Below are 26179 nucleotides of genomic sequence, written 5' to 3' on the forward strand. Positions count from 1 at the left end.
AACCCCTTATTTGTATTCACACAAGGTGAAATACTCGCCGCTGTGTAGGTGTAGTTTACGATCGTCTTTAACAAAGCGCTCAAGCAGCGCATCCCGCCCTGCCAGTGACTTTAATTCGCAATCATGCTGCTGAATGAAATCGGCCATTCGTTCGCTATCGATGCTCCATGCGATTGGCTCTCCAATCAGCTTTAAGTGATAATACAACAAACTTGGGATGGTATTTCTCTGGCTATTTCTCGGCTCCAGGGTCGAGAATAGAAACAGACTGCCCGCTCCGGTCAGCGCTCGGATGGACTTAAACAGAACATGCACCGCCTGCTCGGGCAAATACATCATCACCCCTTCGCAGATAAATAAGGTCTTACGCTCTGGCTCAAATCCGGCGAAATGACTCAGTTCGTGCTGCAGGGTCTGGTGCGCGAAGTCGACACTCAGAAAGTGCATATTAGACGCGCCCCCCGGATTCAGCCCCGCGACTTTGGCCTTCTGAGTGGCAGGATGGTCGATTTCAATGAAATTGACATGTGGATACCTTTTGTGAAATCGCCACGACAAGGTATCGAAGCCTGCGCCAAGCATGACCACTTGGGTGACGCTATCCTCTTCAATCGCCTGTTGGCTAATCGCTTCCACGTGCCGTTTGCGCAAAATATAATGCAGCGTAATGCCTGGCAAAACCAAGCGCTCACGAAACTTGACCGACCATGTAAACATCGGCGTAGCCAACTGTTTCAGGCGCTTGCGGCCCTCTTCAGTGCCCTGCAAGATTTGTTGCCCCAGCTCGACCACCTCATCTTCAACTAAATAGCTATAAGGCGAGGCTTGGGCCACGTGTAAAATGCCCTGTAGCACGGTATATGCGGTGGAACTGGCTTGATCATTCTTCACTGTGTCTGTTCTCCATAAAAGGTGATGCTTGTATCCGTATACTTGAGCTGACCTTCAAGCTGTAATTGATCCAAAAATGCAACCGTCTCCTCCAGCCGGGTGCTGGCCATATAAGCAAATGCAGTGGTCCTTATTTTTGCCTTAGAATCTTGTGGGGATTTATTCAAAGGCAGCGCATGTGCTTTAACTTTATTAAGGAAAAAATTGAGCCGATAATCAGTGGACCCATGGGCATAGGCAAAGGCGCGGTCATCGACATCACGCAGACGTTTACTTAAGATCGAAAGCAAGCTGCGCAGGTATTCCGGATCATCGTGGGCCTTATCCCAAAAGGTCTTACGGTTGAGCACCACCAGTTCTGTATTCTTCGCGGCCGTGGCATCCGCCGATCTGGCTTGCTCATCTATCAAGGACAATTCACCAAACAGAGAGCCCGTGCTCAATGTAGCCAGGTTCAGCTGATCGTCCCCTTCCTTGCGGGAAATATCCACCGCACCTGCGCTGACAATATAAGCTTCGTCCCCCTGATCACCTTCACAAAAAATTGAATCTCCGGCGCTGAAGAGTAGGTCCTGAAAACAGCCACTGAATCGTTCCAGCAAGTCGCTTTTGCCCACCATACCGCCGAAGGCCCATTGATAAATTCGCTCCAGCTCGCTGACCATCGGCACGATGTGCGCGCCTGCCGGCTCATACCAAAGCTCATCTTCGAGCGCTTCAAAGCCCATACGCCGGTACATACTCTGCGCCTCACTCCTTGCGGTTACAATAATATGGCTCACGCCCCACGAATGCCCGACATCACAACTTAGCTTAAACAAAGCTCGAAACAGATCCCTACGGTTACGCCACTTTTTAGCGATCGCCAGCATACCAGAACAGCCCAACAAGGCCCGCTCGAGTCCCTGCGCCTGAGCTTGCTCGTTCGCACGTTCACGGTATTCACTAAAGTCGTAACTTTCGTCCGCCGGCAACAACACCTCGCTATCAAAGTTCGTACGCATAGTGCCCACAGGGGTCGCCCCCTCGTAAGCAATAATATTAGCGGTATTCGGCAGGGCATCAAATTGATCAATAATGATGTCTCCACTCACACTGCCATAAAGCCCTTCTTCGACCACATAAACCTGATAGCGCAGGCGATAGACATCACTGAGTTCTTTGGCAGTAGTCGCCACTTTGATTCGAATAGACATAGGCCATTAATAACGCAGACGAATCGTGACTATTACGAGTGCTGCGGACTGAGGGTGAAAGGTAGGTAGACAAGACTATTGAAGAATGAGTCGATAAAAGTAAAAGATGAAACGCAAAAAAAATAGATCCCGAATCGCCTCGGTAGGACTAAGCGGCAGTATCATGAATGGACCACAGCATACATCATTACCCGCATGCATAAATAAAGCCGCAGGTATCTCAGCTAAGCCTCGATGTCCTGCCTGGCTTGTAAAGTGAGCGCCACAAAGGCCTCGACTGCCGGTTGAGGCGCCTCCGCCCGGTAGTGTAGTTCAGTCGCAATGGACAAGTTTTGCGGACGCAGTGGGATAAAAACACAGCCTGCGGTAAACAGGCGTCGCACACAGCTCGGCACGATCGAGACTCCAAGCCCGGCAGCCATCATCGCAGCCGTGATGGGCATCTTGCTCAAAGTTTACCTACCAGCAAGCACGCCCACCGCCCAAATGAGGTATCCGCAACTGATCGGATCCATGTTTAGCTTATTTCAGCAGCATCGCTCCTTGCGGGATTCTGCCATCACGGGCGCGCTTTGGTTTGCCGCACTCAATGCCATGCGGACGACACTGGCGATTCACGTCATGGACGCACCGATGGCTTACACGGTGCAACAAGCAGACTTGTTTGGCCTAGTCGGTCTAGCTGGCATCTTCGGCGCGAGATTGTCGGGTCGCTTCGTGCACACACTGGGCTCGCGCAACTTAATCACCAGCGGCCTAGTCCTCATCCTGTTCGCCTTCGCCGTGCGAGTGCTCTGGGGAAATACCTTAATCGGCGAGGCATGGCACTCTTTGGCAGCGCCCTAATTGCCGCCGCATTAGTGCAACATTTGCTCAGCTATAAACACCATGCCCGCAGATACTAGCTTGGTGCGACCAATCAGTATAAGCGTACAACTGCATACTTGTGGAAGCTGACAGTTACATTACAACCTTCGAGGCGATTGACGACATCTATCAAAACATCTAAAAAAAACGGCACCTTCTTGCGATAAGCATGCAATGAAGTCCACTTAACCAGCGTTAATCAGTTTCAGCGAACCTGAATTCCACTCATCACAATATTCAAAACAGTATAAGACCATGATAGCAGCCAACATATCCCCGATCGGATGTGATTGAGCCGACAAGCGAACGCCATGGTGTTCCTGAATTGACAAAGCTCCATTGAACGAAAACCCACCATCCTCCTTGCGATAATTACTGAGCAGCACTGAAGCCAAACGATTCCCAGCGGCAACGATTTCTACATGCCTATAGCGGCCTTCCAATTGTAAATCAAGTTCTCGTAGAACCCACAATGAATCCCAATTAAAACACATATTGCTCATGGCCCCAAATTCTCCATTCTCATTCTGTAGCAGTAGTGTAGAATCAATGGCTTTTTCTGCGTGCGGAACAACACGTCCGGCGTCCAAATACCCAAACATCAGCTTAAATAAACCCGCCATCCCGACCGATGCATCCTTACAGCCTAAACGCAGTGGAAAGCCCGTCTCGGGGTCTAACAAATGTTGTTCCACCGCTTGAAACATCCCATCTAAAGCGGCTCGATCCGCTTCACTTTTTTCGAGATTCGCCGTCTTGAGAAATGCGGAAATGGCACGCGACCAACTCTCACCATGCATCCAAGGATTACTCCAATCCAAAGATAGGGTCCACGCGTAGGTGTCCACCTCTCTCAAATTGACAAACTGGGCTTTAACTTCAGGAAAATCCGGACGAGAATGTAGGTATTCAATCGCCTCCAAAGCGACTCCATTGCGCTGCCCCCAAATCGATTCCCAACTATGGCTGCCTATGCGATCTGCTTCCAACTCTAGCGGGTCGCGGAAAAGACCGTCGCTCGAATCCTGACAACTTTTAAAATATTCAACTGCTTCGCGGCGCTGTGCCGCGGAGATTTGATCCAGTAGCCCTAAGCGGTGCAGAATCTTTATCGCAATTCCAGAAGCATTCAGCGCATACGGGCGCTCCATCATCGAATGATACTTCCACCGCCCCCAGCCAGCTTCCTCATAACGAACCGATTCCATCCAATCGAGCAACCCACCTCGAATCTCACTAATATAGCTTTGCATCATTCTAAGATTCGCCTATATCTCGGACATCAAGAAAGTCTCAGTATCGAGAGCTCCATCGTAAATCTTGAAGCCGGCAATACTACCTGAGAAAGGACTACTTTTTCCGTGTGGGTTGATTCCGACAGCAGTCCCCTGCCATTGAATAACAAGATCGCCATTGAGTGCTCTGGGTTTCGCCCCAATCAATACCGCATCACTTTGCCGCGCTGGCACACGCACAAGTTGAACATTCCCATCATGAATTGAGAGCATGGCATGCTGCCAAACACCCGCTTCCACTCGCCCCGGCGTATCCACATAAACCCAACGCTCGCGATCACCGCTGCGCACCCGAACCATCGAGTAGAGCTTCCCTTTTTCTTTGAGTCCCAAAATCAAACCAGACGCATTCCCAACGATAAATTGCTCTTTTCCTCCTGTGCCATCCCATTTAAACCAAAACTCCAATGCCAAGTCTGGGCTTGCGTCCAGCACCTGGCAGGGAATCTCAAGCCAATGACTCCTGCTTCCATCGAAACGCAATGGATGCCGCACCGAACCGATTGCATCGGGTAAAAACTCAGGCACCTCTCTCGACTCTAAATACACTAATTTAGCATCGCCCCCCATTCCCGTTCGATCTGAAAATTTGCCGCGTGAATAAGCTCCTTCATCAAAGTGCCAATCGCCAACGAGATCTGCGGCATACGTATTCTCCGACACAGAAGATATCAAAATCGCCGCTAGAAAAAGCGGGGTTCGCAGACTAAGCATTAAGCTGTTTAATTTCATATTAATCTAGTAGTTTAAAGTCATCCGGATCGAGCACATTTGCGGTTACAGATAACCCCGCGAGATCCCCCCGATAGAAGTGAGAAAATTGTAAATACTCCATATGCTTACACCCAATCACAGGGATAGAATTAATCGATCGGAGCGTTACGCGAAGGGCCTTCTCTCCCACGAACTCGCCATTCACATATAAGCGCATGGTTGAACCATCATACACGGCAGCGACATGGCTCCATGCATCGATTGCGAGCGGTTCACTCGAATAGCACCTGAATAAGCCTCGTTGACTAAACAACTTACCATCGGCAGAGACTCCAAAATCGAACCCTCGATTTTGATCAGATAGAATATAGCCTGCAGACGTTTGTTGCTCAGGACGCACCCAAGCCTCTACCGTCACCACACCATGCGGGAAGCCTCGAACCTGAAGAAGTACTCGATCATCCTCTCCATCAAAGTGGTAGTAGCGCTCGTGCCCACGTGGAAGTGCTGCATCAGTTAATACGGAAGGAACCGCCTCAGGAACAGAAACGCCCCACTTGCGACCTCCACCTAGCGTCGCAATATTCCACCCCGCAATGTCGCGGGGATAAACCGCGTTCTCGTCATCCATCGGCAGATTGAATCCATAGATTTCTTCTTCAGGAACTTGCAGGGTCTTAACCTCCGCGGTGAACATCGCCTTCCCCCAGCTTTCATCAAAATCGCCCTCTCGTAAAAGTCCTGGCAGTGTCACCAGCTCATCTTCATCGGACTCAGCAAGACGAGTCGATTTAATCGCGAGCGGCTGCGACCAAAGATATCGACCGTCAGCCCGAGTCAGCCGCAAGACATACAGATCTATTGGCTGATCAGCCGGTCGCGGATCTAAAGTGAAATCAATGGCCACCTTCGTCTCCTTGAAACTTACGATCTCTTTTGCAGAAACAACACGTCCATTACAAAGCAACTCTGCCTTACCGACCCAACTCCAAGTATCAAAACTACTCGAAAACTTCAATTCACTCCCCGACGACTCCACTCGTAAGGATAATGGATCTAACAGGTCCCCTAAATCGACACGCACCGTGCGGTAATCGCACATGACACCCGGACGCACCACTACGGGGTATAACTCTCGCCATTCCAGACTCTCCAACGACTCCCCAGTCGCTTCATCCGCAACAGCGGTCCAGATCCGCATGTAACGCGGGGAATCCAAACCAGGATGCGTCAGACGATATGTCATCACAGTGTGTTCCTGCGATGACAGCTCCAGCGGTGAAAAAGCTTTAATTAAATTACCATCTAAATCAGTGATCTTCGTATAACAAACCTGCGCAGGAGTCGTATATGGAAAAGCTTGAAGCTCAATTGTCCAATCGTCACCCAGACGAACCTCATTCTTATAGCTTGCAAACACTTGCGGCGGACGTGGCGGCGCAACTTCCCCACGCCAGAGACGAATATATTCGCGATTAATTTTTAAGAGCGCACCTGGATCCCATTCGGAAGGTTCAAAATGCGTGTTCTCAATATAATCGTTCCAAGTAGTTAGGCATACCCAATCGGCCTCTTCCGCGATGGCAGACTCCCAGTTATCCCGAAGCGTGCCTGTGCCAAAAAATGGACGATAAAAAGCATTGTGTGAGCCGTTGTAACCTTGGGTAATACCGGCGACAAGCAGACCACTATCAGAACGTCCAGCTCGCGCTAGCGCCTCACGCCCATTCGACAAGCGTAGATCCATATTCTCCCGTGAGATTCCGTTACTACCAAAATCATATAAGCCGTCAAATGCAGTTAAATAGCGATCAATCAAATCGCGATCATCCCATAAAGTGCCTTCGCGTTGCGGTTGAACCAGCCAGTAGGCCTCATGTCCCTTCGCCTTCAATTGCTGCACGATTTCTTCACAATCCTCCGGGGAACGCCGCGGGTGGTAGATAAAAACTACTGGCTTTCCATCAATGTAACTATTGTTGGGGTGCGTCCCCCACTTTTCGAAATACTGTGCCATATGCTCCACCACTTCTTCAACAGGAAGACGCGCACCAAAACCATCCACGCACAGTGAGATTTTAAAGGGCAAGCCCTCGGCCGCCCGATACATGCGATTCATTGACCCCGCATATGCATTGGGATGCATAATATTCACCGTAAAACCATCGATGCCATACTGCATCGCAGAGAGGATTTGAGTGCGTGTCGTGCTCGTCAGCCCCTCATTTGCACTCGTTAACGGGCTCCCCAAGTTGGATCGGTCATCCAGGCGACGCCAACCCACATTGAAATTGTCTCGATAGTCAGTAAAGTTAAACCCCCACGCAATGTAATGGGCCCATACCATTTTAGCCGATCGTCCATCACCACCAAAGGATGCCTCCTCATTGGCATGCAGAAAAGTTCCGCCTCCAAGTAGCATCGCTCCGAACAGGAAGCACCATTTTATACAATTCATTCTTTTCATTTTAAATTTCACTTATTTTTCCACATGCCACAGGTCACGTGGCCCCCAGTCGCGATACTGCAAATCCTGCAACTGCGCTGTATCTTCAAACCACTCGAGATGCCCATCGGCATAGATAATATTGGCGGCACCATCCCCGTGAGTGCCTGCACTGTTTCCACCTCCTGACGTCCGGTCGCGAATCGAACCAGGCACCATATCAAACTGTATATTTTGAAAAGGATACCGGCCGGACTCAGACCAAACTCCATCGGCGATTAGGATAGTTCGCGCAGGGTGTGTCACATTGATGGGAGACACGGGCGGTTTATTCGTCCACGGCGCAATCCCAGCAAAGTAGTTACTGAAGCCATAACTGGCTGCCTTTCTAGCCTCAGGCGCATCTGGGAATTGACGAACACGTGCGGGACAGATAAAAACGCTCTTCCCATCATAAGCACCCCCATATGGTAAGCCTTCGTTGATCGGCAAAAATCCATCCAACTTTTTCGCCCAAACACCCGAAGGCTGACTGCCCGCCGTTGCATTCATATTCGGATAGCTGCCATATTGCTGAGTGAATAACTCGACACCAATATAAATTTGCCGCAGGTTGGAAGCACATGAAGTTTTCTCTGCAGACATACGAACCCCAGAGACCACTGGAATCAGTATTCCAGCTAAGACTCCAATTACAGCAATCACTACAAGTAACTCGATAAGAGTGAAAGCACTCGACACATCTTGGCGACGAGGAACACAAATAGAATAAAACCTCATACTTTAATATAGATCGTCAAATAGAATGCCTGAAAGCGCCCCGATAGGCACAATCAATCAGACGTCAGGAAAAACACCGACGCAAACTTAGCCGCAGCGAATCTAAGCAGGCTGCCCCTATTTCAAGAAGCGAGAGCGCCCCCCGAGACAATACACGATAGCCATCGCTCCCAGAATTAAAGAAGCACTATTCGGCTCTGGAACTGCTGCGACATTGATGGCCCACTGCGTCCCCACACTGCCACTACCATCCATAGTGATAGTTAAGTCACTCAAACCTGAAATATCGAAGATCGAATACGGATCATTCTCATTGGTCCCTTCTCCGGTAAACAATCCACTAATCGTATTATATGTGCCATAGCCGGCATCGAGCGCTTCATTCGTGTCATCATCAGCTGTACCCAAATAACTAATGGAGCTGATTCCACTCGTCGAAGAGAATGTCCACGTTTCGAAGCTTTCAACATCTCGCAACATCAGCAGCACCTGATTCTGAGCTCCCGGATCGGAGAATGTCAGCGTCCACGCCTGATCTGTTGTGGCTGAAATACGATCAACAGTATCATCACCGCCCAAAACACTAATCAACTGAGGATTTAACAAGGTCTCCGTGGTAAATGGAGTTAGCAAACCACTTGTGATATTGATTGTAACACCTTCTTCAACTGCAGATCCAGATGAAAGATTTACATTGGCAGCATTTACAGAACTACAGGCGAGTGAAAGGCCCAAAGTAGCTGCGAAAAGTGTAGTGGTAACATTTAGTTTGTTCATAATCATTTTATTATTTGGTTGGGGTTAGTAATAACTCAGACAGTGGCACTAAAGTCATGCATGCGTAAAGATTTTGCAGATGCGTGATCCATGCAAAAACATGTCATTATTCCGCAAGCAAGGACTAAATACTTGCCCAATATATGCATCGACCTAGTTATAGATTCAATGCCGCTACCACTTAGTCAGGAAATACCCATCGCAGACTGGAGAAACTTACGCAGCCAGCTAATGTGGGCCTATGAATCAGCACCTCCAGACAAAACCACGACTAATTCAACCAATTTGGAGTGGTCAGTTTGGATATTTCTAAGCGGCGGTGTCCAGTTGACAACTCAAGCAGGTGAATTTCATGCCACAAAAAACGACTGCTTGATTTTACCGCCCGGCGTCGACACCCGGCAATTCGACCCCAACACCTTAATCCGCTCCGTGCATTTCTCACTGCGCTGGCCGACCAATAAGCAATTTATAAAACTGAAGCATCCTATCGTATTGAGTGGTATCAATATAGATGAATTTAATGAGAAGACCAAAGATTTACTAAATATCGTCAACCAAGTCGCCCCCAACGCGGGCAATTTAATGTCCAAAAGGAGCATCTCTATCCGTAAATTTCTACGTATTGAAAGTGTATATGCAACATGGTTAGGCGCCCTCATTGGGCTACTCTTCGACGCACCAGGCGAAATCAGCATTCTAACATCGAGCGATGAACGAGCAGTCGCGGCACGAAACATACTAGATTCTGAAGAATTCGCCGAAGGTTTTCCCGCTGAAAAGCTAATCAAAGTATCCGGATTGAGCCGAAGCCAACTAGATCGCATTTTTAGTATACAGTTCGGCGTCACACCCAAAAATTACTTCGAGAAACGCAAACATACTTGCGCCTGCCGCGTGCTTCGCAGTTCCGAGGCTTCCATAAAAGAGATTGCGTTTCAATTCGGGTTTAAATCATCCTCACACTTTTCGCATTGGTTCAACCGCCACAGCGGTCAATTCCCCAACAACTATCGCCAAACAAATTTGCTCCCAAGCCACGAACTGGGCTAGCGATTTCAACCGGGACAGAATACCGGGCAAAACAAATCGCACTAAACCTCGATTGTAATCCCGTCGGATATTTATCCCAAAATTGCAATTTAAGCGTTTGATTTAGACCAGCCCATGCCCCCGGCCTGCTTCATTAAGACTGGTGGCCACCTAAGCGCGATCAATTCCCATCAAAAAGCTATCACGTTGTTTACTACATCGAAAAACTGGTATCTTGCTAATTCCTAATCGGGAACCTTTAACTGCATTCTGAATATCAAACCAATTCAGTGAACAGTTTGCCCCGAGGATGACCGCTTTAAGTGATTGTTTTGGAATTTCATAAAAATAGTGTGTGCCTCTCATTTTTTTACCACTAAGAGAGGGGAAAATTCTTACCTCACCTTCGTACTCCCAACTTTCAGCCTTATGGCAAAATTTTGCAATTATCGATTTCGTGAGATTTCCTTTAATATAATGCTCATCGTTGATCATGTTATCTTTAACACTAGGCCTTATATTTGTGTATTCAATCCGCTCAGTAATATCAGGTAAAAAATCTGAATGAAACTTTAAGGCAATACCTCTATGGCAGTCTGCATAATGACTCCAAATAACTGGATCATTATCTTTTGTGCTGAATGAGATAACTCCATGACGTTCTTGCAGAATACTCGTTTCCAATGCCCCATATGATTTTTCATTTTCAATATAAGGCATACAATCATGGGGATCATTCAATTCACTGATTCTACCGATTTTAAGTCTTCCAGTTTGTAAAGCTTGCAAGCCGAATTCAGCAGGCAGATAGCGATATAAGAAGCCATTTGTGCTGTTTTTGTTGATTTCTTCCATAGTTTTATCGTTATCGTTAGCGTCTGAAGATGATTTACAAAAAATGAAATTCCGAGTAATAGACGCAAGCCTCCTTCTGCTTGTATTATTTTGGGCAACTGCATCTGCTAGTGTTAGTTTTAGCAGTAGTGGAGGTGTCTTTGATTCCCTTAAAATTAATGATGAAATTAATTTTACAGTGACTTCAGCACTTGAAGACACTTCATTCTTACTAGTCTTAAACGATCTCTTCACGAGTCATACATTTTCACCAGACGAAGATTTTTTGCCAACCTTTGTCAATCAGCCTACGGCACTCATTAACGGATCGGTAGAATCATCATTAACTTTAGCTTGGTTGGTTCAAGAATCACAATGGGATGATGAATACTTTCCATTTACATCAGGCTACGACCCGCTGGACCTATCGGTAGCCTATATTTTTGATGATAGCATATCACTGACTCCTGGTGACACCATCACCCTAAATGTTGGAATGATTATCAAACAGTCTGGATTCGATATTCCTGAACCCGACAGTTTAAGTAGCTCGTTAGTCGCGCACCTCATCGCAGCTAGTTTTGATCAGCGAATCTCTGACGATCAGTTGATCTCTATTATTCCAGAAGCCTCTTTTGCGATTCCAATCGGGATGCTTTGTTTAGCCACCTGCACAGCACGCATGAGATCAAAGAGGCATCACGCAAACTGCTCCAAGCAACTGGCCTGCAATACCATGGCTGAATTCGAAGCTAAATGAGAAAAGCGATCTTGCCACGATTGATGCCCTGAGGGTGGAGGCGTAGCCCTACATGAGTCCACTACTGAAGCACTCGCGAGCACTCTACTGTGATTTCGATTCAGCTTTTAGTGTATAGTGCTGTATTTGTTGCGTATTTTACTCCACGAGAACACACTTAACAATTTATTAACTAATTTAAGGATTGAAACTAACTAACCATATAAATTAGCTAAATAAGAACACGAAGTAATAGACCGATTACCTAAGTTTTCCACCCCCCCAAACATACATTTGCATAAAAGAGCTCCCATCGCGATCAACCATCGCATGAAGCGCTTGATGATAACAGTTACGCCAGCAAGCAATGAAAACTATTATAACTGGTTTCTTAATTTCATCCATGAGCGGATTAACTGCTTTGGCATGCGCGAACCCCCTTGTTTATAAAAAGTATTTCACCATCCCGACCTGCGTCGCCTCTCTGGGCTGTCTGATCGGCTTCAACTTGTTTCTGTTCAATTTCACACACCACAATGTAACTCAAGCGATCAGGTGGGAGATGAATATGCTGGTGTCCGGCGCCAGTATTTACCTGTATTTTTTGCTACATGTGCATCGACTGATTCCAGTTCGAAAGAAAAAACTAGCACCCAAAGAGTAGAGCGGGCTCTGAGCTGAGATGCTCGGAGTATTTCCGAATGGTAAATTGCCCTGGCGGGGCGCGAAACGAGACTGAATTCTGCGGAATGAAGGGTGCTGAAAAAAAATGCCCGAAGAGGTCGATTTTGTTAGTCATCTGCCAATCAAATCGTTGTCTTCGTTGACATGAAAATAGCAATTTTAGGAATTGGTCTACGTTTCCCCCCGAACTGCAACAACCTTGATTCCTTGTGGCGCCTACTGGAATCAGGTGGCGACGCAATCGTCCCGGTCCCCAAGGATCGCTGGGACCCACGTCGTTTCACAGACACAGATCTGGAGCGTCCGAGCAAAAACTACGTGGCTAAAGGTGGCTATTTACGCGATAATCCACGCCTCTTCGACCCTGCGGTCTTCGGAATGTCTCCGCGTGAAGCACACGGGCTGGATCCTCAGCAGCGAGTGCTGTTAGAGACGACTTGGGAAGCCTTCGAAGATGCCGGCATCCCAATCGAACGGCAAGATGGTGCACGCACTGGAGTATTTGTCGGCGGCTTTTGTCTCGATCATTTACTACAGATCAATCATCCGGCGAATCGTCTGCTAGCATCATCGCACTCAGCCACCAGCGCGACGATGACAATTCTGGCGAACCGCCTATCCTATGTATTTAACCTCAGAGGCCCGAGCTTCACACTGGATACAGCCTGCTCCTCATCGCTCGTCGCACTACACTGCGCCTGCCAATCGCTAATCAGTGGAGAAACGACCATGGCTCTGGCAGGTGGGGTCAATATTATGATGCGGCCGGAGTTCCCACTGATGATGAGCAAGGGACGCTTCCTCTCGGACCATGCAAATTGTCGCGCCTTTGATGCTTCGGCTGCGGGCTATGTACGCGGCGAAGGCGCTGGCATGCTGCTGCTAAAACCACTGGATGCCGCACTCGCCGATGGCGATAGCATACATGCAGTGATCGAAGGCACGGGGGTGAACCAAGATGGACGCACGCCTGGCATCTCACTGCCCAATAGCGAAGCACAGGAAGAGTTGATGCGCGAAGTGTATGGGCGTGCAGGTGTTGCTCCTGCAGAGGTCGATTATGTCGAAGCTCACGGCACTGGCACCCAAGCGGGAGATCCGCTGGAAGCGCGCGCCTTGGATGCAGTCTTTCGCGAGGGCCGTGCAACGGAACAAAAGCTATTGGTGGGCTCGATCAAAACTAATTTCGGCCACACCGAGGCCGCGGCTGGTATCGCGGGCGTAATCAAGGCTGTGCTCGTGCTACAAAAACGCCAGGTACCGCCCACCCTGCACTTCAATACCCCGAATCCGAAAATACCCTTTTCGCAATATCTTTTCCGAGTGGTGGATGCCAACGAAACACTCCCAACCGCAGCCGAGAAGCCTGTCTTGCATGTGGGGGTCAACTCTTTTGGCTACGGCGGCACCAATGGCCACGTCGTGTTGGCCTCCGCCCCACAAGCACTCGCCACAAGGCCTGCTGACGCCCCGAGCAAAGAGCCTGACTTCACCCTATTCCCTCTCTCTGCCCGTAGTCCGGAAGCCTTACGTGAGAGCGCCAGTCGACTCGCGTTCTACGTGCGCCGCAACAAAACCGCCTCGCTGCGTGATTTATATTACAGCTTAGCGTATCGCAAGTCGCTGCTCAACTACCGGATAGGCATCGTCGCGTCCGACACCCAAGACTTGCGCCAGAAGCTCATGCTAGCCTCTAATGGTGATGAGCAAGACGGCATACGCATCGGCTCAGAACCCGTCGAAGCCACTGGACCGGTCTTTGTCTACACAGGCATGGGACCGCAATGGTGGGCGATGGGACGCGAACTGTTTGCAAGTAAACCGGTCTGCGCCCAAGTGCTGGACGAAGTAGAAGCGATCTTCCGCCCGTTGAGCGGTTGGTCGCTTAAGGAAGCGATGCTGGCAGATGAAGCCGACTCGCCGATGATGAAGACGGAGGTGGCACAACCCGCCAATTTAGTCATACAACTCGCACTCACCCGACTATGGCAACAATGGGGCATCGAACCCGCTGCCGTGATCGGCCACAGCGTGGGAGAAGTGACATCGGCACTAGTGGCGGGCGTTTATACCTTGGAAGAAGCCGTCCTGATCAGCTACCACCGCAGTCGCTTGCAAGCTAAAGAAGCCGGAAAAGGAGGCATGCTTGCCGTCGGTCTGCCGGAAGCGGAAGTAAATGACTTACTGAAAGGTCGCCCGGGAGTCTCCATCGCTGCAGTCAACAGTTTCTCATCGGTCACCCTGTCTGGTGATCATGATGAATTGAAGGCCATCGCAGCTGAGTTGGAAAAAGAAGAAATCTTCCACCGCAGCTTGCGAGTAGAAGTCGCCTACCACAGTCCACAAATGGACCCGATCGAGGCTCCCATCTTGGAAGCGCTCGCGAGTTTATCCCCGAAGCCAGCCCGCATCCCGCTCATTTCTACAGTCAGCGCAGGTCAGAGCTCTGGCACCGAGTGGACAGCCGATTATTGGTGGCGCAACGTCCGCCAACCAGTGCGTTTTGCCAGTGGCATTCAAGCACTGATCGAGCAAGGACACTCTCTATTTCTGGAAGTGGGGCCCCATCCCGTATTAGGAAATTCGATACAAGAGGTGGCCGCAGATTCTGGCAGCCGAAGTCGCACAGTATTTTCGCTCCGCCGCAAAGAGCCTGAGCGTAGCACGCTCCGAAACAACTTGGCCGCACTCTTCACATTAGGGGTCACCCCAGACTGGAGCGCGGTCGGCCCTGAGGGCGGTGCATTCGTGCGACTGCCAAACTACCCTTGGCAGCGCCAACTTTATTGGCAAGAGACCGCGGATTCGGAAATGGACCGTATCGGGCTCCCCGGCCCCGTCTATCAAAATACACGCATCCACGCCGCCCAGCCGACTTGGGAGGTGGAGATCAACGACGCCTTCTTCCCCTTTGTGAAAGATCACGGCGTGCAAGGGCAAACAGTCTTCCCAGGCATGGGCTACATCGAGAGCGCTCTCTTTTTACAAGATACCGTATTGGGTGAACCGGCAAGCTGCCTGCGCGATGTAGACTTCGAAGCAGTGCTGATTATGGATCGCAGCAAATTGCAGCATCTAGTCAGTTCCATCAACGCGCAAACGGGTGAATTTACCATCAGTAGTCGCGTCGAAGGGGATCCGGAAAGCACTCGTCGCCACGCCCGTGGGCGACTCTCACCACGCCCTTTGGAAAGTGATCCCAACTATTTCCCGGCAATAGATGACTGGCGGGCACGCTGCCAGCACGAAGTGCCGAGTTCTAGTTTCTACGATCGTCTGCGTCGACGTGGTTTGGAATACGGCCCCCACTTCCGTCCAGTGCAAACTGTCCAAACAGATGGCGTCCACTTCTTGGCCGAAATCGCAGGCATGCCGGGAACAGCGGATTCCACCCATCTCATACACCCGACACTTCTCGACGGGGCCCTGCAACCAGTGCTCTACGTCGCCAGAGGAGAACGCATGGTGCCGGTATCCATCGCATGCCTACGCTTCCACGCCTCTCCTAGCGCACATAAAATTATCGCCTTCGGTCGCCTGAATCACGAGACCGACACCAGCCTAAATGCTGATGTGTTTGTTTGCGACGAATCCGGTAAACCTCTGATCACCATCGAGGGTATCACCTGTCAATCGATCGGCGACTCAGGCAATGCACAATCTCTACCGCCCATCTACTTGCCTGAATGGCGAATCTCTGAAGCGCTGCCTGAGCCAGCCGCCTCCTTCGACTGGCACGCGTGGCAAATTATTCAGGACACCTCCGCAAGCACAGCAACAGAACGCGAGCAAGCATTGTGCGCAGCAGGCGCCCAAAAACTGCCCTGGTCCCCCGATGCCGAAGACTCCGAAAATCCCGTGGACACACAGTTGAAGGCGGCTCACCAGCTTCTGTATTTGCTTCCTTCTAACGACTGCGAGCAAGCGAGCCACTCCTACATTTGCGAGACCAACTTACGTTTCCTGGCCCTGCTGCAAGCATTGAAACGAAACGCCTACCAGGGCGATCTCATCATCGTCACCGATGCCTCGCCCGCGAATGCCAGCCCAACGAGCAACGCACTCGCGGCACTAGGCGCACTCGGGCAAAATGAAATCGATGGTCTACGCACTCGCTGCATTTATCTAGAGCCCAGCGAAAGCGAGCAACAGCTCAAATTACTGGAATCGGAACTGACCAGCCAAGCCAGTGGCGAAGTTTGGCTGCGGGCCGATGAACGCCGCACGGCCGGTCTCTCAAAACAAGTCCCGCAAGCTGCCGTCATCGCCCCCGAAGATGTGCCGCTATCGGAGGCGGTTCACCTGGTTACCGGAGACGGCAAAAAGCTAAGCGATCTCAACTACCAACGCTGCCAGCGTCCAAGCCCGCAAGCCGGGGAAGTGGAACTAAGAATCCACACATCGGCGCTCAACTACAAGGATCTCTTAAAAATCTACGGAAAGCTGCACCCGCTGGTCCTACGCGATACATTTTTTGGTGAAACCCTAGGCATGGAGGTCTACGCCGAGGTGCTGGCACTAGGCCCCGACACTTCAGGCGAACTCGCAGTCGGCGACCGTGTGATCGCCCTACTGCCCGATGCCTTTCGTTCATTCGCCACAATTCCGGAAACTTTCGTAGTCAAAGCGCCGAAGGGATGGGGTGCACGGGCTGCCTCGATTCCCGTGGTCTATTTGACCGCGGTGCACGGACTAGAGAAGCTCGCCCAGCTACAACCGGGCGAGCGCGTGCTAATACACCAAGCGACTGGAGGGCTCGGCCTAGCCGCCATAGACGTGGCACGCAAGGCTGGCGCAGAAATTTTTGCCACTGCAGGTAGCGAAGCAAAGCGTGAATGGCTGCAACAGGCAGGCATTGAGCAAGTCTTTCCTTCTCGCGACCTATCCTTTGTCGAGAGCATTCTGGCAGCAACTGATGGCGAAGGAGTCGATGTCGTGCTCAGCGCGCAAACTGGTTTGGCTCAAAAAGAAAGCCTCAACTTACTTAAAGCGGGCGGACGCTACATCGATGTCGGGAAGAAAGACATCATCGACGACAGTGGACTACCACTGCGTGCCTTCAACCGCAATCTGTTGTTTGCAGCGATCGACATCGACCGTCTCTTGGTAGAGCGACCAGCTTACATCCGCAGCCTGATGCAGGGCATCGTCGCGGACTTCGAAGCCGGCACTTATAAGGGCGTCGACACCGAACTTTTCCCAGCCGCAGAGATCGAAGACGCGCTGAACAAAATGGCGCAGAGCAAGCATCAGGGGAAGCTATTGATCGACTTCCAAAACGGCTCTGTCGAAACCCGTCCGCGCGAAGCAAATCGCTCTGTAGCCCGTAAGACAGGTGCCTATCTGATTACTGGCGGCACATCCGGCTTTGGATTGGAAACTGCAAAATGGCTCTCCCGCAAAGGTGCAGGCCGTGTGGTACTACTCAGTCGGCGCGGCGATGCCGTGCCCGGGCTGGATGAGAAGCGCGCGACCATCGAAGAAGAAGGCGCCGAAGTCGTGGTGCTCAAAGGTGACGCCACCAGCGTGGCCGACCTCCAGCGAGCCTATGAAGCAATGACTGCCGGCGGCTTAGAAGCAGCCGGAGTGATCCACGGCGCCATGGTGCTGGAAGATGCCTTTCTAGAGGAGATGGACGCCACACGCTTCACCACAGGCTTTCAGCCCAAAGTTGCCGGTGCCATCGCGCTAGCGGAGGTCTTCCGCGACGCCTCGCTGGACTTCTTGGTATTCTACTCCTCGATCTCAGCTTTGATAGGCAACCGCGGCCAGGCAAATTACGTCGCTGCCAATGCCTTCCTGGATGCCTACGCACTGCGCCTACGCCGAAGCGGCATGCCCGCGTATTCGATTAATTGGGGTGCGCTCAAGGAGTCTGGAGTGGTGGCACGTTCTTCAAATCTTGCGGGCGCGCTGGAAGCTGCTGGGGTCAAAGGGCTGGGCAACGAAGAAGCCTTGGCAGCTCTGGAAGTCGTCCTACGAGCCGATGCCCCGCGCGCCGCGGCAATCGAGCTCGACTGGCAAGTGTGGAAACAAGCCCACCCCAAGTTGGCACAAGACCCACGCTTCCTCGAACACGCCGAAGCCCGATCCCACGGCTTGGAAAACGAAACTGCCCAGAAATTACTTGCGGAAGTTATAGAGCTGAAACAGGATGAAAAATCCGTGCGACTCGAGCAGGAAATCGCCGAAGTTCTTTCCAACGTGCTCAAAGTATCCGCCGACAGCGTCAAGCCGGAAGCCAGACTGACCGACATGGGCGTCGACTCGCTGCTGATGCTAGAGCTCAGCCTAGGCCTCAAGGAAAGGACTGGCATTCCATTTACCGCGATGGAGCTCCTAAAAGGCCCCAGTGTCCGGGAGTTGGCCCAGCTATTGCTGGCTCGACTCAACGGTCAAGACGCGTGATCTACCCCTGTGATTAATTAACTCTCTAAATCTCGGTTTTTCCGACATCCAATACTCATCCCTCTCTCTAATATCGTGGAACAGTCTATATCAGGCATCGACAGTATCGTCTCTTTCTCCAATAATCAGGGTGCAAAAGGTCGCGGCACCCTAGTGCACGTCTCTCGGTCAATGGCGGTGTTCGAAGTTTATAACCCTTTCTCAATCGTACAGTTGAGTGAGGTTTTAAAAGAGATCGTGATCATGCGGGGCGAACGCATCATCTACCGCGGCAAAGGTGTGGTCACCAGTATCGTCACCACTGGTTTGATGACCATTGTTTCGGCCACCTTTACCGATAGCTGGAAAGATCCCGGTGCCCTACGACCGAACAAGACCCTGGAGGACGAAATCGAAAACTTCATCCAGGGCTGGGAAAAGGGACACGACCTCTCGGCGTCCTACCAGTTAGTGGTGAACAAAATGTCGAATTTCTTCGCGGAAATCAGTCGCTGGCTGGAGGAAGTAGAAGTCGCATTACTTGAGGATTTTGATAGGAATGACAGTGAAAGCATCCAGTTCAAAAATAGTGTCGAAAAGCCTGTGATCGAGAAAATGGCGGAGTTCTATCGACTCTTCGAAATCGAAGCTTCGAAGATACCGCAGGAAGAAGTCACTTTATATAAGGCCTTTGCCCGGCGCGAGCTACACCCATTTATCCTCTGCGCCCCATTCGCCCACCGTTCGTTTACCAAACCACTCGGATACGCCGGAGACTACGAGATGGTCAACATGATGCTCAAGGAATCTCCCAGCATCGGCAATAACGCCTACGCGCAGATCGTCAATGACCTGCACGTCAACGTTCCGGCCTGCATCGCCCACTGCAATCGGATCGACTTCCTCGTGGCATCATTGGGCGATGTCGTAGAACGCGTGCAGGAAGAAATGCGCGTCTGCAATATCCTCAATGTCGGTTGCGGGCCAGCGGTCGAAGTGCAACGCTTCATTCGTGACAACGAATTGTCGGAAGAATGCGTGTTCACCTTGATGGACTTTAGTGAGGAAACCCTCAACTACACCGATGGCCGGATCAAAGATGCCATGGCCCAATCAGGCCACAAACCTGTCGTCAATATGGTGAAACGCTCGATCGACGAACTACTAAAGGACGTCCACGACAGCAACGAAGAGATCGTGCCGACCTATGACCTGGTCTACTGCGCAGGTTTATTTGACTACTTCCCAGACAACGTCTGCCGCAATTTGATCAGCCTCTACTACCGCTGGGTCAAACCAGGTGGTCGTCTGATCGCAACCAACGTAACGCCAAGCAATCCAGAACGCTACACACAAGAACACCTCCTGGAATGGTATCTCATTTACCGAGACGAAGAAACAATGGCTTCGCTCGCCCCTCACGGCACCCAACCAGTCATCGAACTGGACGAAACAGGCGTCAACGTATTCCTGACGATTCATAAAGAAAACTAATGTCGACCGTTCACTCAGAAAGCTTGATGAAGGGACGACTTTCTGTTGGCAACATTCTCAACTGGTTCTCGCAACTACTAGGCCCTTCGGAGCCAGCAGACCCGGAGCTCATGGCCGCGTATCGAGAAACGGATACACAGCGCAGAGCCATGCGTCTGCACATCGGCATCTGGATTTCAGCGATCGGCATGATGGCTGGGGTCACGCTCGATTACTTTGTTTACCCCGAGCACCTCGGCGTGCTATTTACCATTCGCTTAGTTGCGACAGCGGCCCTGTTCCTACTGCTATTCATACTCTTCAAGGCCACGAATAACCGCTCACTGGTTAAGAACTTGGGGATCGGCATGGCGCTCGTGGATAATCTCGCGTTTATCTCGATGGTCTTTTACCTCGGGGGTGCAACCTCTCCCTACTACGCAGGCGTCAACCTAGTGCTACTGGGTATGTCGGTACTACTGCCTTGGACGCTCAAAGAAACTTTCTGGGTTTGCCTAGGCTCAATTGCCCTCTATGCGATCGCCTGTGCCATCGAAGGCAATCTCTTTGATACAGGAGTCTTCTCGATATTTTTTAACAACACCTACTTCCTCACCATTACCAGTGTGATCTGCGTCATATCAGCGCACCTACAGACTCGTGCCCGCTTTAGTGATTTCCAACTACGCCACAGCCTTGATAAGCGCAACCACGAGTTGCAAACACTTGACCGTTTAAAAACCAACTTCTTTTCAAACGTTACTCACGAATTACGCACCCCACTGGCGCTCATTCTGGGGCCCATCGACAACGTCTTAAAAGGTCGGGAAAAACTGACGGACCGACAGCATGAAAATTTACTCGTAGCACAGCGAAACTCACTGCGCTTGCTAAAACTAATTAACGACCTGCTGGACCTGACGCGCATGGAACAGGGAGACAACGTGCTCTCCAAGAAAACGATCAAACTACAAGCCTACTTGATAGAGATCATTGATTCCGTGCGCCACTTGGCGACAGCCAAAGGAGTCTCTCTGCGGGTAGAGCCTTCGACCGAATCCATCTACCTCGAAGCTGATCCAGCGCGCTTGGAGAAAGTCATTCTGAACCTACTGACCAATGCCATTAAGTTCACCAGTCGCGGCGGCTCCATCAAAGTGGGGCACAAACCGCTGCCCGATGAGAAGATCGCCATTTATGTCGAAGACAACGGAGCTGGCATCCATCAAGAAGACCTGAAAAGAATCTTCGATCGCTTTTATCAGGTTTCCGGAAAAGGTGGCTCCAGTGAACAGGGAGTCGGTATCGGCTTGGCCTTGGCTAAGGAACTGGTCGAACAACACGGCGGCCAATTAGAAGTCGAAAGCGAACCTCAAAAAGGCTCCTGCTTTACCATGATCCTTCCAGGCGCACTACCTTTGAGCAGTCGTTCGCCTGAAGTCTTACCGCACGCTCCCCTCAACGAGCCTCAACCAGCGGCCCCAGCGAAGGACCGCGAGGACCTCGACCAGCCGCTGCTACAGGCCTTCCGCTCCGCCGACCGTACGCTAGTGAATCGCAACACTGAAACCGATGAAATTTCCGTCTCAGGCAGCGGCGACCAAGTCGTATTGGTCATCGAAGACGAGCCTGACATGATGCGCTACATCACCGGTCTCTTAACCGAACATTTCAAACTGGTCAGTGCACGCGATGGACGCAATCTTGAGTATCTAATCGAGACCTACGACCCGCAGCTCATCCTGCTCGACTGGATGCTACCAGGCCGTGACGGGCTCACCCTCTGTCGCGAAATTCGCAACAATCGTAGCAACGATGCTCGAAAAGTCGTCATGCTCACCGCACGTGTCGACGAGGAATCTAAAGTCCATGCACTGGAAGCAGGCGCCGATGATTTCCTACTCAAGCCATTTAGCAGCATAGAGCTCATCACACGGATCGATAATTTAATCCGCAATGCGACTCTCCAGATCCGCCTCAAGCAGTCCAACCATGAGCTGAAGCAAACCCTGCAAAAACTGCAAGAAACTGAAGCACACTTAGTGCAAAGCGAAAAAATGAATGCGCTCGGTTCGCTATCTGCAGGATTGCTACACGAGATCAATAACCCATTGAACTACGTTTTTTCGGGAATTCAGATTCTGGAAATGGAGAGCGAAAGCTTTGATCCTGAGACACGTGAGATGATCGCAGACATCAAGGAAGGTCTGGTGCGTGTGAACGATGTGATGAAGGACCTCACCACCTTCGCCTACCCCGAAAAGCCAGGCCAGATCTCCGATTTCTCACTATTGGAAGCATTCAAATCCGCGCAAAAAATCACCTCCAAGGAAACAATGGGCGTGCATGTCGAAGTCCATTTGCCCAAGGAGTTTATCATCAAAGGACAAAAGACCCAATGGATGCATGTTTTCATTAATTTACTCACGAATGCCGGCAAAGCACTCATAGAGCATCCAACTGAAAGAGAAAAAGAAATTCAAGTCAGCGCAGAGCTCAAAGACGGCAAGATCGAATTAACTTTTCGCGACAACGGCATCGGCATTCCAGAAGCCGTTCGCAAACGCATCTTTGAGCCCTTCTTCACCACACGTGATGTCGGCAAAGGCATGGGCATGGGCTTATCAATTTGCCGCACCATTATCGAAAACCACGGCGGATCAATTTCAGTCGACTCAGAAGTTGACCACTTTACCATCTTCACTATCCATATTCCAGCAACGGAGACAAACGATCCAAAATGAGCAACACCGACTCCCCTACACTCCCCGGCATCCTATACGTGGATGACGAGACCCAAGCCCTCAAGTACTTTGCGATGGCTTTCAAAAAGAACTACCGCGTCTTCACGGCCGACAACGGCAAGACCGGACTCGAAATACTGGACGCGCATCATTCCGAAATTTCGATCATCGTATCCGACCAGCGCATGCCTGAAATGACAGGTGTCGACTTTCTCTCGCAAGTTCGCGCTCGTCACCCGAGCAAAGTGCGAATTCTCACCACCGCCTACTCGGACCTGGAAAGTGCCATCCGCTCGGTCAATGAAGGTAAGATTTACCAATACGTCACGAAGCCCTGGGATTTGCAGGACTTCAAGATGGTGCTGAAACGAGCCTACGACTACCACAGTATCCTCTCTGAGCGCGATCAGCTCATGGGGCTCAAGATGAGCACCCTGCAACGCATCATTTTAGCCGATCGCTTAAAGACCCTCACCGGTGTCGCTCATTCCGGCTGCATCAAAGAATCGGCGCTCTTTATCGACACACTTTTGGGGATAATTCAGGGCTTACCCCACAGCTTCGATCTGAACCCCGCATCCGGAGGCGCTGCCATGCTGCAACACGGGCTGGCCAAGTTCATGAAACAAGAGCGTAGCGCCAACGCCCAGATCCTGAAATCCTGGCAGTCTGCCGACTTCGAACTCGAGGCATGCATCGCAGCGCTGAGCACGCCAGCAACGGATGCAGATACCAGCGAAACGATACAACTGACCGTAGAACAAACCGGCGATTCTCTGACGATCCAGTGCTCCATAGGTACCGATAAACCGCAGCAAGTGCTCAACCAGTGTCTGGGCATCCTCTGCGAAGCGGAGCCCTCTCCGCTCGCGCTCAATTTCTTTCAACTGCTGGCAGCCGCACGACATGCTGGCAAATCTGTTACACTATGCCCGAAGGCTGGCGCAGAGGACAGCGATTTGCTCTCGATTTCCGCTCAAAGCAACGAAGATGCGGAACATTTGGAAGAAATACTTGCCAAACTCTATGATCGTTGGGATTCTGCAAGCTTGGGATTCTAATTTTCCCACGGCAACTCACAAGCCGATCTAGTTCATTTTTTCCGAACCGCTCGCGCGGACCAACCATGGTAGACGTAATTAAAAATCGCCCAGGCGTCCTTTTTGTGGACGACGAGGCAAACGCACTCAAGGTGTTTCGCAGAGCCTTTGAGCGGGATTTTCTAGTATTCACAGCCTCGTCTGTCGATGCGGGGTTGGAGCTACTCGAGTCGGAGACGCAAAAAATCAGTGTGGTGATTACCGACCAACGCATGCCACAGCGCAGCGGTATCGCCATGCTGTCAGAAGTCCGTCGGCTCTACCCCGAAAAAATACGCTTGCTGACCACCGCCTATACGCAAGTTGACACACTGGTCGACGCCATCAACGAAGGAGCAGTTTATAGCTTTATCTCTAAGCCCTGGGACCTCAACAAGCTGCGCCAGGAAATCCTCTCCGCGATTGAATCTTACTCCACCGCAAACGAGCAGCGCAGCCTACTCTCGGGACGTATCGAAGAGCTCAAACAAGCGGTACTCGATGAAAAAATCATGGAGATCGGCAATGTCGCGGTCAACCTCAGCCACTACGTCGATAACGCACTCTGCCCGATCGAATTACTCATATCCAAGATCGAGGCTGATTTGCATGATAGCTCGAATACACTGGCCAAAGCCGAAGACCGCGCGACCTACCTGGATTTTCTCAAACGCATCCGAATCCACATCCGCTCCACCAGTAGCCAGATTGCACGATTACACCAGGCCAACAGTCGCTTGAATCCCGAGAGCCTCACCAAAATAGAGCTCAACACCATCTTCCAGCAGGCCATGGCTTCGAATCAAGTATTGATGAATGGCAAAAATATCCGTATCGAACGTCTTCCAGGCCCTGCGGAATGCCATATATGGGGCGACCGCGAACGCTTGGTCGACCTCTTCAACTTCCTGCTCGCCGAAGAAGTCGTGTCGCTCCCAGAATCCTCCTGTGCCAGCATCGGCATTTCCCAGCTGCCAGAGCAGAACGCGATCCGGATCACAATGGAAGACCGGGGGCCCATTCCCAACGATGTATCTCCCTCTCACCTACTCTACCCCTTCAATGTTCGCAGCGGCGACCCACGCCAAATGGGCGTGTTTCTGATCTGCGCCTACTTCATCGTGCGCAGTCATGGTGGCCGCATGGAGACTCACCGACGCGAAGGCGGCGGAGTGCAATTCTTCTTCGACCTACCAATCAACCCTATGGACTCTACAAAAATCGATTTTCATAATTGAATTGTAGATTGACTATTTAACCATGAAATAGCATATTTTACATCTCTCTTACGCAACCAACTTTCATACCAAGCATTAGTTCATGTTATTAAAAAACGTTCTTGTCGTAGACGACGAACCACTGATGCGCGAAGCTCTAGACTTGAGCCTTCGGAGTGAATTTAAGGTGGTTAAAGCTAGTTCTGGAGCCGAAGCGCTCGAGTTGAGCGAACAACAAGACTTCCCTGTTGTCGTGCTGGACCTGCGCATGGAGGGGCTCGATGGAATCGCCACCCTGAAAAAGTTGCGTCAAAAGAATGCGCACCAGAAAATCATCATTTTGACCGCGCACCAGTCCATGGACTCTGCGATTCAAGCGATCAATCTTGGTGCACACGGCTACATGACGAAGCCCTGCAACTTTCACGAACTTAAATCCCTGCTGTCAAAAGCGCATGATCGCTACTACGAAGAACAAATGCGTACAGAAGAGTTGCGCAAACGTCTGTTGGAGATGCATGACGACCTCTTCTCCTTACTCTGCCACGAGTTTAATACACCCTTAAACGGAATCATCGGCTTTTCATCCATTCTCAAAGAAGAGCTTCAAGATGAAGAGAATAAGCGGATGGCCGGCTTTATTGAGGATTCAGCAGAGAATCTGCACAGCGTATTCGTCGAAATCCTCGATCATGTGCAAAGCAAACTACCAGCTCCAGCTGAAGCCAAGGACTCCTTTGCACTAGTCGATCTCAGCAACTACCTCGATTCAAAACGCGAGGACTGGAAACGCGAATTCGAACTTATTGGCAAAATCTGGCTAAGTGAACAACTGCTGCACGGCTCCTTTCATTCGATGACTGCGATCCTTTCAAAGCTGATCCTTGCCAGTTGCCCGGTGACCGCACCTTTACAGATTAAAGCGGAGAAGCTCTCCAATCAAATTGTGTTTCACTTCACCAACCTCGATCTAGAATCCCGTTTTGGATTTCTGGACGATGCCAATACCGTATTTTCCCCCTAC

General features: G+C 50.8%; 18 protein-coding genes and 2 pseudogenes. 10 read left to right on the plus strand and 10 right to left on the minus strand.

What is annotated here, in order from left to right:
* Positions 1–6 precede the first annotated feature (6 nt).
* The 3 genes from SH580_RS02860 to SH580_RS02870 all read right to left on the minus strand — a co-directional run bounded on the left by SH580_RS02860 (position 7) and on the right by SH580_RS02870 (position 2530).
* The gene (locus SH580_RS02860; protein ID WP_319833499.1) at positions 7–891 is read right to left on the minus strand and encodes a class I SAM-dependent methyltransferase; all 885 of its coding nucleotides are present in this window, start codon (positions 889–891) and stop codon (positions 7–9) included.
* A complete protein-coding gene (locus SH580_RS02865; protein ID WP_319833500.1) occupies positions 888–2087 on the minus strand; it encodes an N-acyl amino acid synthase FeeM domain-containing protein in 1200 nt (399 codons plus the stop codon). Before SH580_RS02865 ends, SH580_RS02860 begins: the two co-directional genes overlap by 4 nt.
* Positions 2088–2311: 224 nt before the next feature.
* On the minus strand, positions 2312–2530 hold the full coding sequence (locus tag SH580_RS02870) for a LysR substrate-binding domain-containing protein (protein WP_319833501.1): 219 nt from the start codon (positions 2528–2530) through the stop codon (positions 2312–2314).
* Here SH580_RS02870 and SH580_RS02875 point away from each other — a divergent pair.
* Positions 2523–2933: an MFS transporter gene (locus SH580_RS02875; RefSeq protein WP_319833502.1), complete on the plus strand. Its 411-nt coding sequence runs from the start codon at positions 2523–2525 to the stop codon at positions 2931–2933. The genes SH580_RS02870 and SH580_RS02875 overlap by 8 nt on opposite strands.
* A gap of 206 nt (positions 2934–3139) precedes the next feature.
* On the opposite strand, the gene SH580_RS02880 is transcribed toward SH580_RS02875, so the two are convergent.
* The 6 genes and pseudogenes from SH580_RS02880 to SH580_RS02900 form a co-directional block, all read right to left on the minus strand.
* Positions 3140–4210, minus strand: coding sequence for a hypothetical protein (locus SH580_RS02880; RefSeq protein WP_319833503.1), 1071 nt, complete (start codon positions 4208–4210; stop codon positions 3140–3142).
* A 12-nt stretch (positions 4211–4222) separates the two neighbouring features.
* Positions 4223–4981, minus strand: coding sequence for a LamG-like jellyroll fold domain-containing protein (locus SH580_RS02885; protein WP_319833504.1), 759 nt, complete (start codon positions 4979–4981; stop codon positions 4223–4225).
* Position 4982: 1 nt separating this feature from the next.
* Positions 4983–7421, minus strand: coding sequence for an endo-1,3-alpha-glucanase family glycosylhydrolase (locus tag SH580_RS02890; RefSeq protein WP_319833505.1), 2439 nt, complete (start codon positions 7419–7421; stop codon positions 4983–4985).
* A gap of 21 nt (positions 7422–7442) precedes the next feature.
* Positions 7443–8054, minus strand: a complete 612-nt coding sequence (locus tag SH580_RS02895; protein WP_319833506.1) for a hypothetical protein — start codon at positions 8052–8054, stop codon at positions 7443–7445.
* Positions 8055–8081: 27 nt separating this feature from the next.
* Positions 8082–8189: pseudogene (locus SH580_RS21960) on the minus strand (type IV pilin protein); the annotation flags it as partial.
* Positions 8190–8306: 117 nt separating this feature from the next.
* Complete coding sequence (locus tag SH580_RS02900) at positions 8307–8972, minus strand: hypothetical protein (protein ID WP_319833507.1); 666 nt, start codon at positions 8970–8972, stop codon at positions 8307–8309.
* Positions 8973–9134: 162 nt separating this feature from the next.
* On the opposite strand from SH580_RS02900, the gene SH580_RS02905 reads away from it, so the two are divergent.
* Complete coding sequence (locus SH580_RS02905; RefSeq protein WP_319833508.1) at positions 9135–10019, plus strand: helix-turn-helix domain-containing protein; 885 nt, start codon at positions 9135–9137, stop codon at positions 10017–10019.
* Between the two features lie 150 nt (positions 10020–10169).
* On the opposite strand, the gene SH580_RS02910 is transcribed toward SH580_RS02905, so the two are convergent.
* Positions 10170–10853 carry a DUF2971 domain-containing protein gene (locus SH580_RS02910; protein ID WP_319833509.1) on the minus strand — a complete coding sequence of 228 codons (684 nt, stop codon included), beginning with the start codon at positions 10851–10853 and terminating at the stop codon, positions 10170–10172.
* A gap of 43 nt (positions 10854–10896) precedes the next feature.
* Here SH580_RS02910 and SH580_RS02915 point away from each other — a divergent pair, with 43 nt between their 5' ends.
* From SH580_RS02915 to SH580_RS22115, 8 genes and pseudogenes are all read left to right on the plus strand, one after another.
* Complete coding sequence (locus SH580_RS02915) at positions 10897–11592, plus strand: hypothetical protein (protein WP_319833510.1); 696 nt, start codon at positions 10897–10899, stop codon at positions 11590–11592.
* A gap of 346 nt (positions 11593–11938) precedes the next feature.
* Complete coding sequence (locus SH580_RS02920; RefSeq protein WP_319833511.1) at positions 11939–12235, plus strand: hypothetical protein; 297 nt, start codon at positions 11939–11941, stop codon at positions 12233–12235.
* A gap of 164 nt (positions 12236–12399) precedes the next feature.
* Entirely contained in the window at positions 12400–18663 is a 6264-nt protein-coding gene (locus SH580_RS02925) for an SDR family NAD(P)-dependent oxidoreductase (RefSeq protein ID WP_319833512.1), read from the plus strand.
* Between the two features lie 75 nt (positions 18664–18738).
* A complete protein-coding gene (locus SH580_RS02930; protein WP_319833513.1) occupies positions 18739–20136 on the plus strand; it encodes a class I SAM-dependent methyltransferase in 1398 nt (465 codons plus the stop codon).
* 26 nt (positions 20137–20162) lie between these two features.
* The gene (locus SH580_RS02935; RefSeq protein WP_319833514.1) at positions 20163–22859 is read left to right on the plus strand and encodes an ATP-binding protein; all 2697 of its coding nucleotides are present in this window, start codon (positions 20163–20165) and stop codon (positions 22857–22859) included.
* The gene (locus SH580_RS02940) at positions 22856–23920 is read left to right on the plus strand and encodes a response regulator (RefSeq protein WP_319833515.1); all 1065 of its coding nucleotides are present in this window, start codon (positions 22856–22858) and stop codon (positions 23918–23920) included. Before SH580_RS02935 ends, SH580_RS02940 begins: the two co-directional genes overlap by 4 nt.
* Positions 23921–23985: 65 nt before the next feature.
* Positions 23986–25176, plus strand: coding sequence for a response regulator (locus tag SH580_RS02945; protein WP_319833516.1), 1191 nt, complete (start codon positions 23986–23988; stop codon positions 25174–25176).
* Between the two features lie 82 nt (positions 25177–25258).
* Positions 25259–25834: pseudogene (locus tag SH580_RS22115) on the plus strand (response regulator); the annotation flags it as partial.
* Between the last annotated feature and the right edge of the window lie 345 nt (positions 25835–26179).

The organism is Coraliomargarita algicola (assembly GCF_033878955.1).
Taxonomy (GTDB): domain Bacteria; phylum Verrucomicrobiota; class Verrucomicrobiia; order Opitutales; family Coraliomargaritaceae; genus Thalassobacterium; species Thalassobacterium algicola.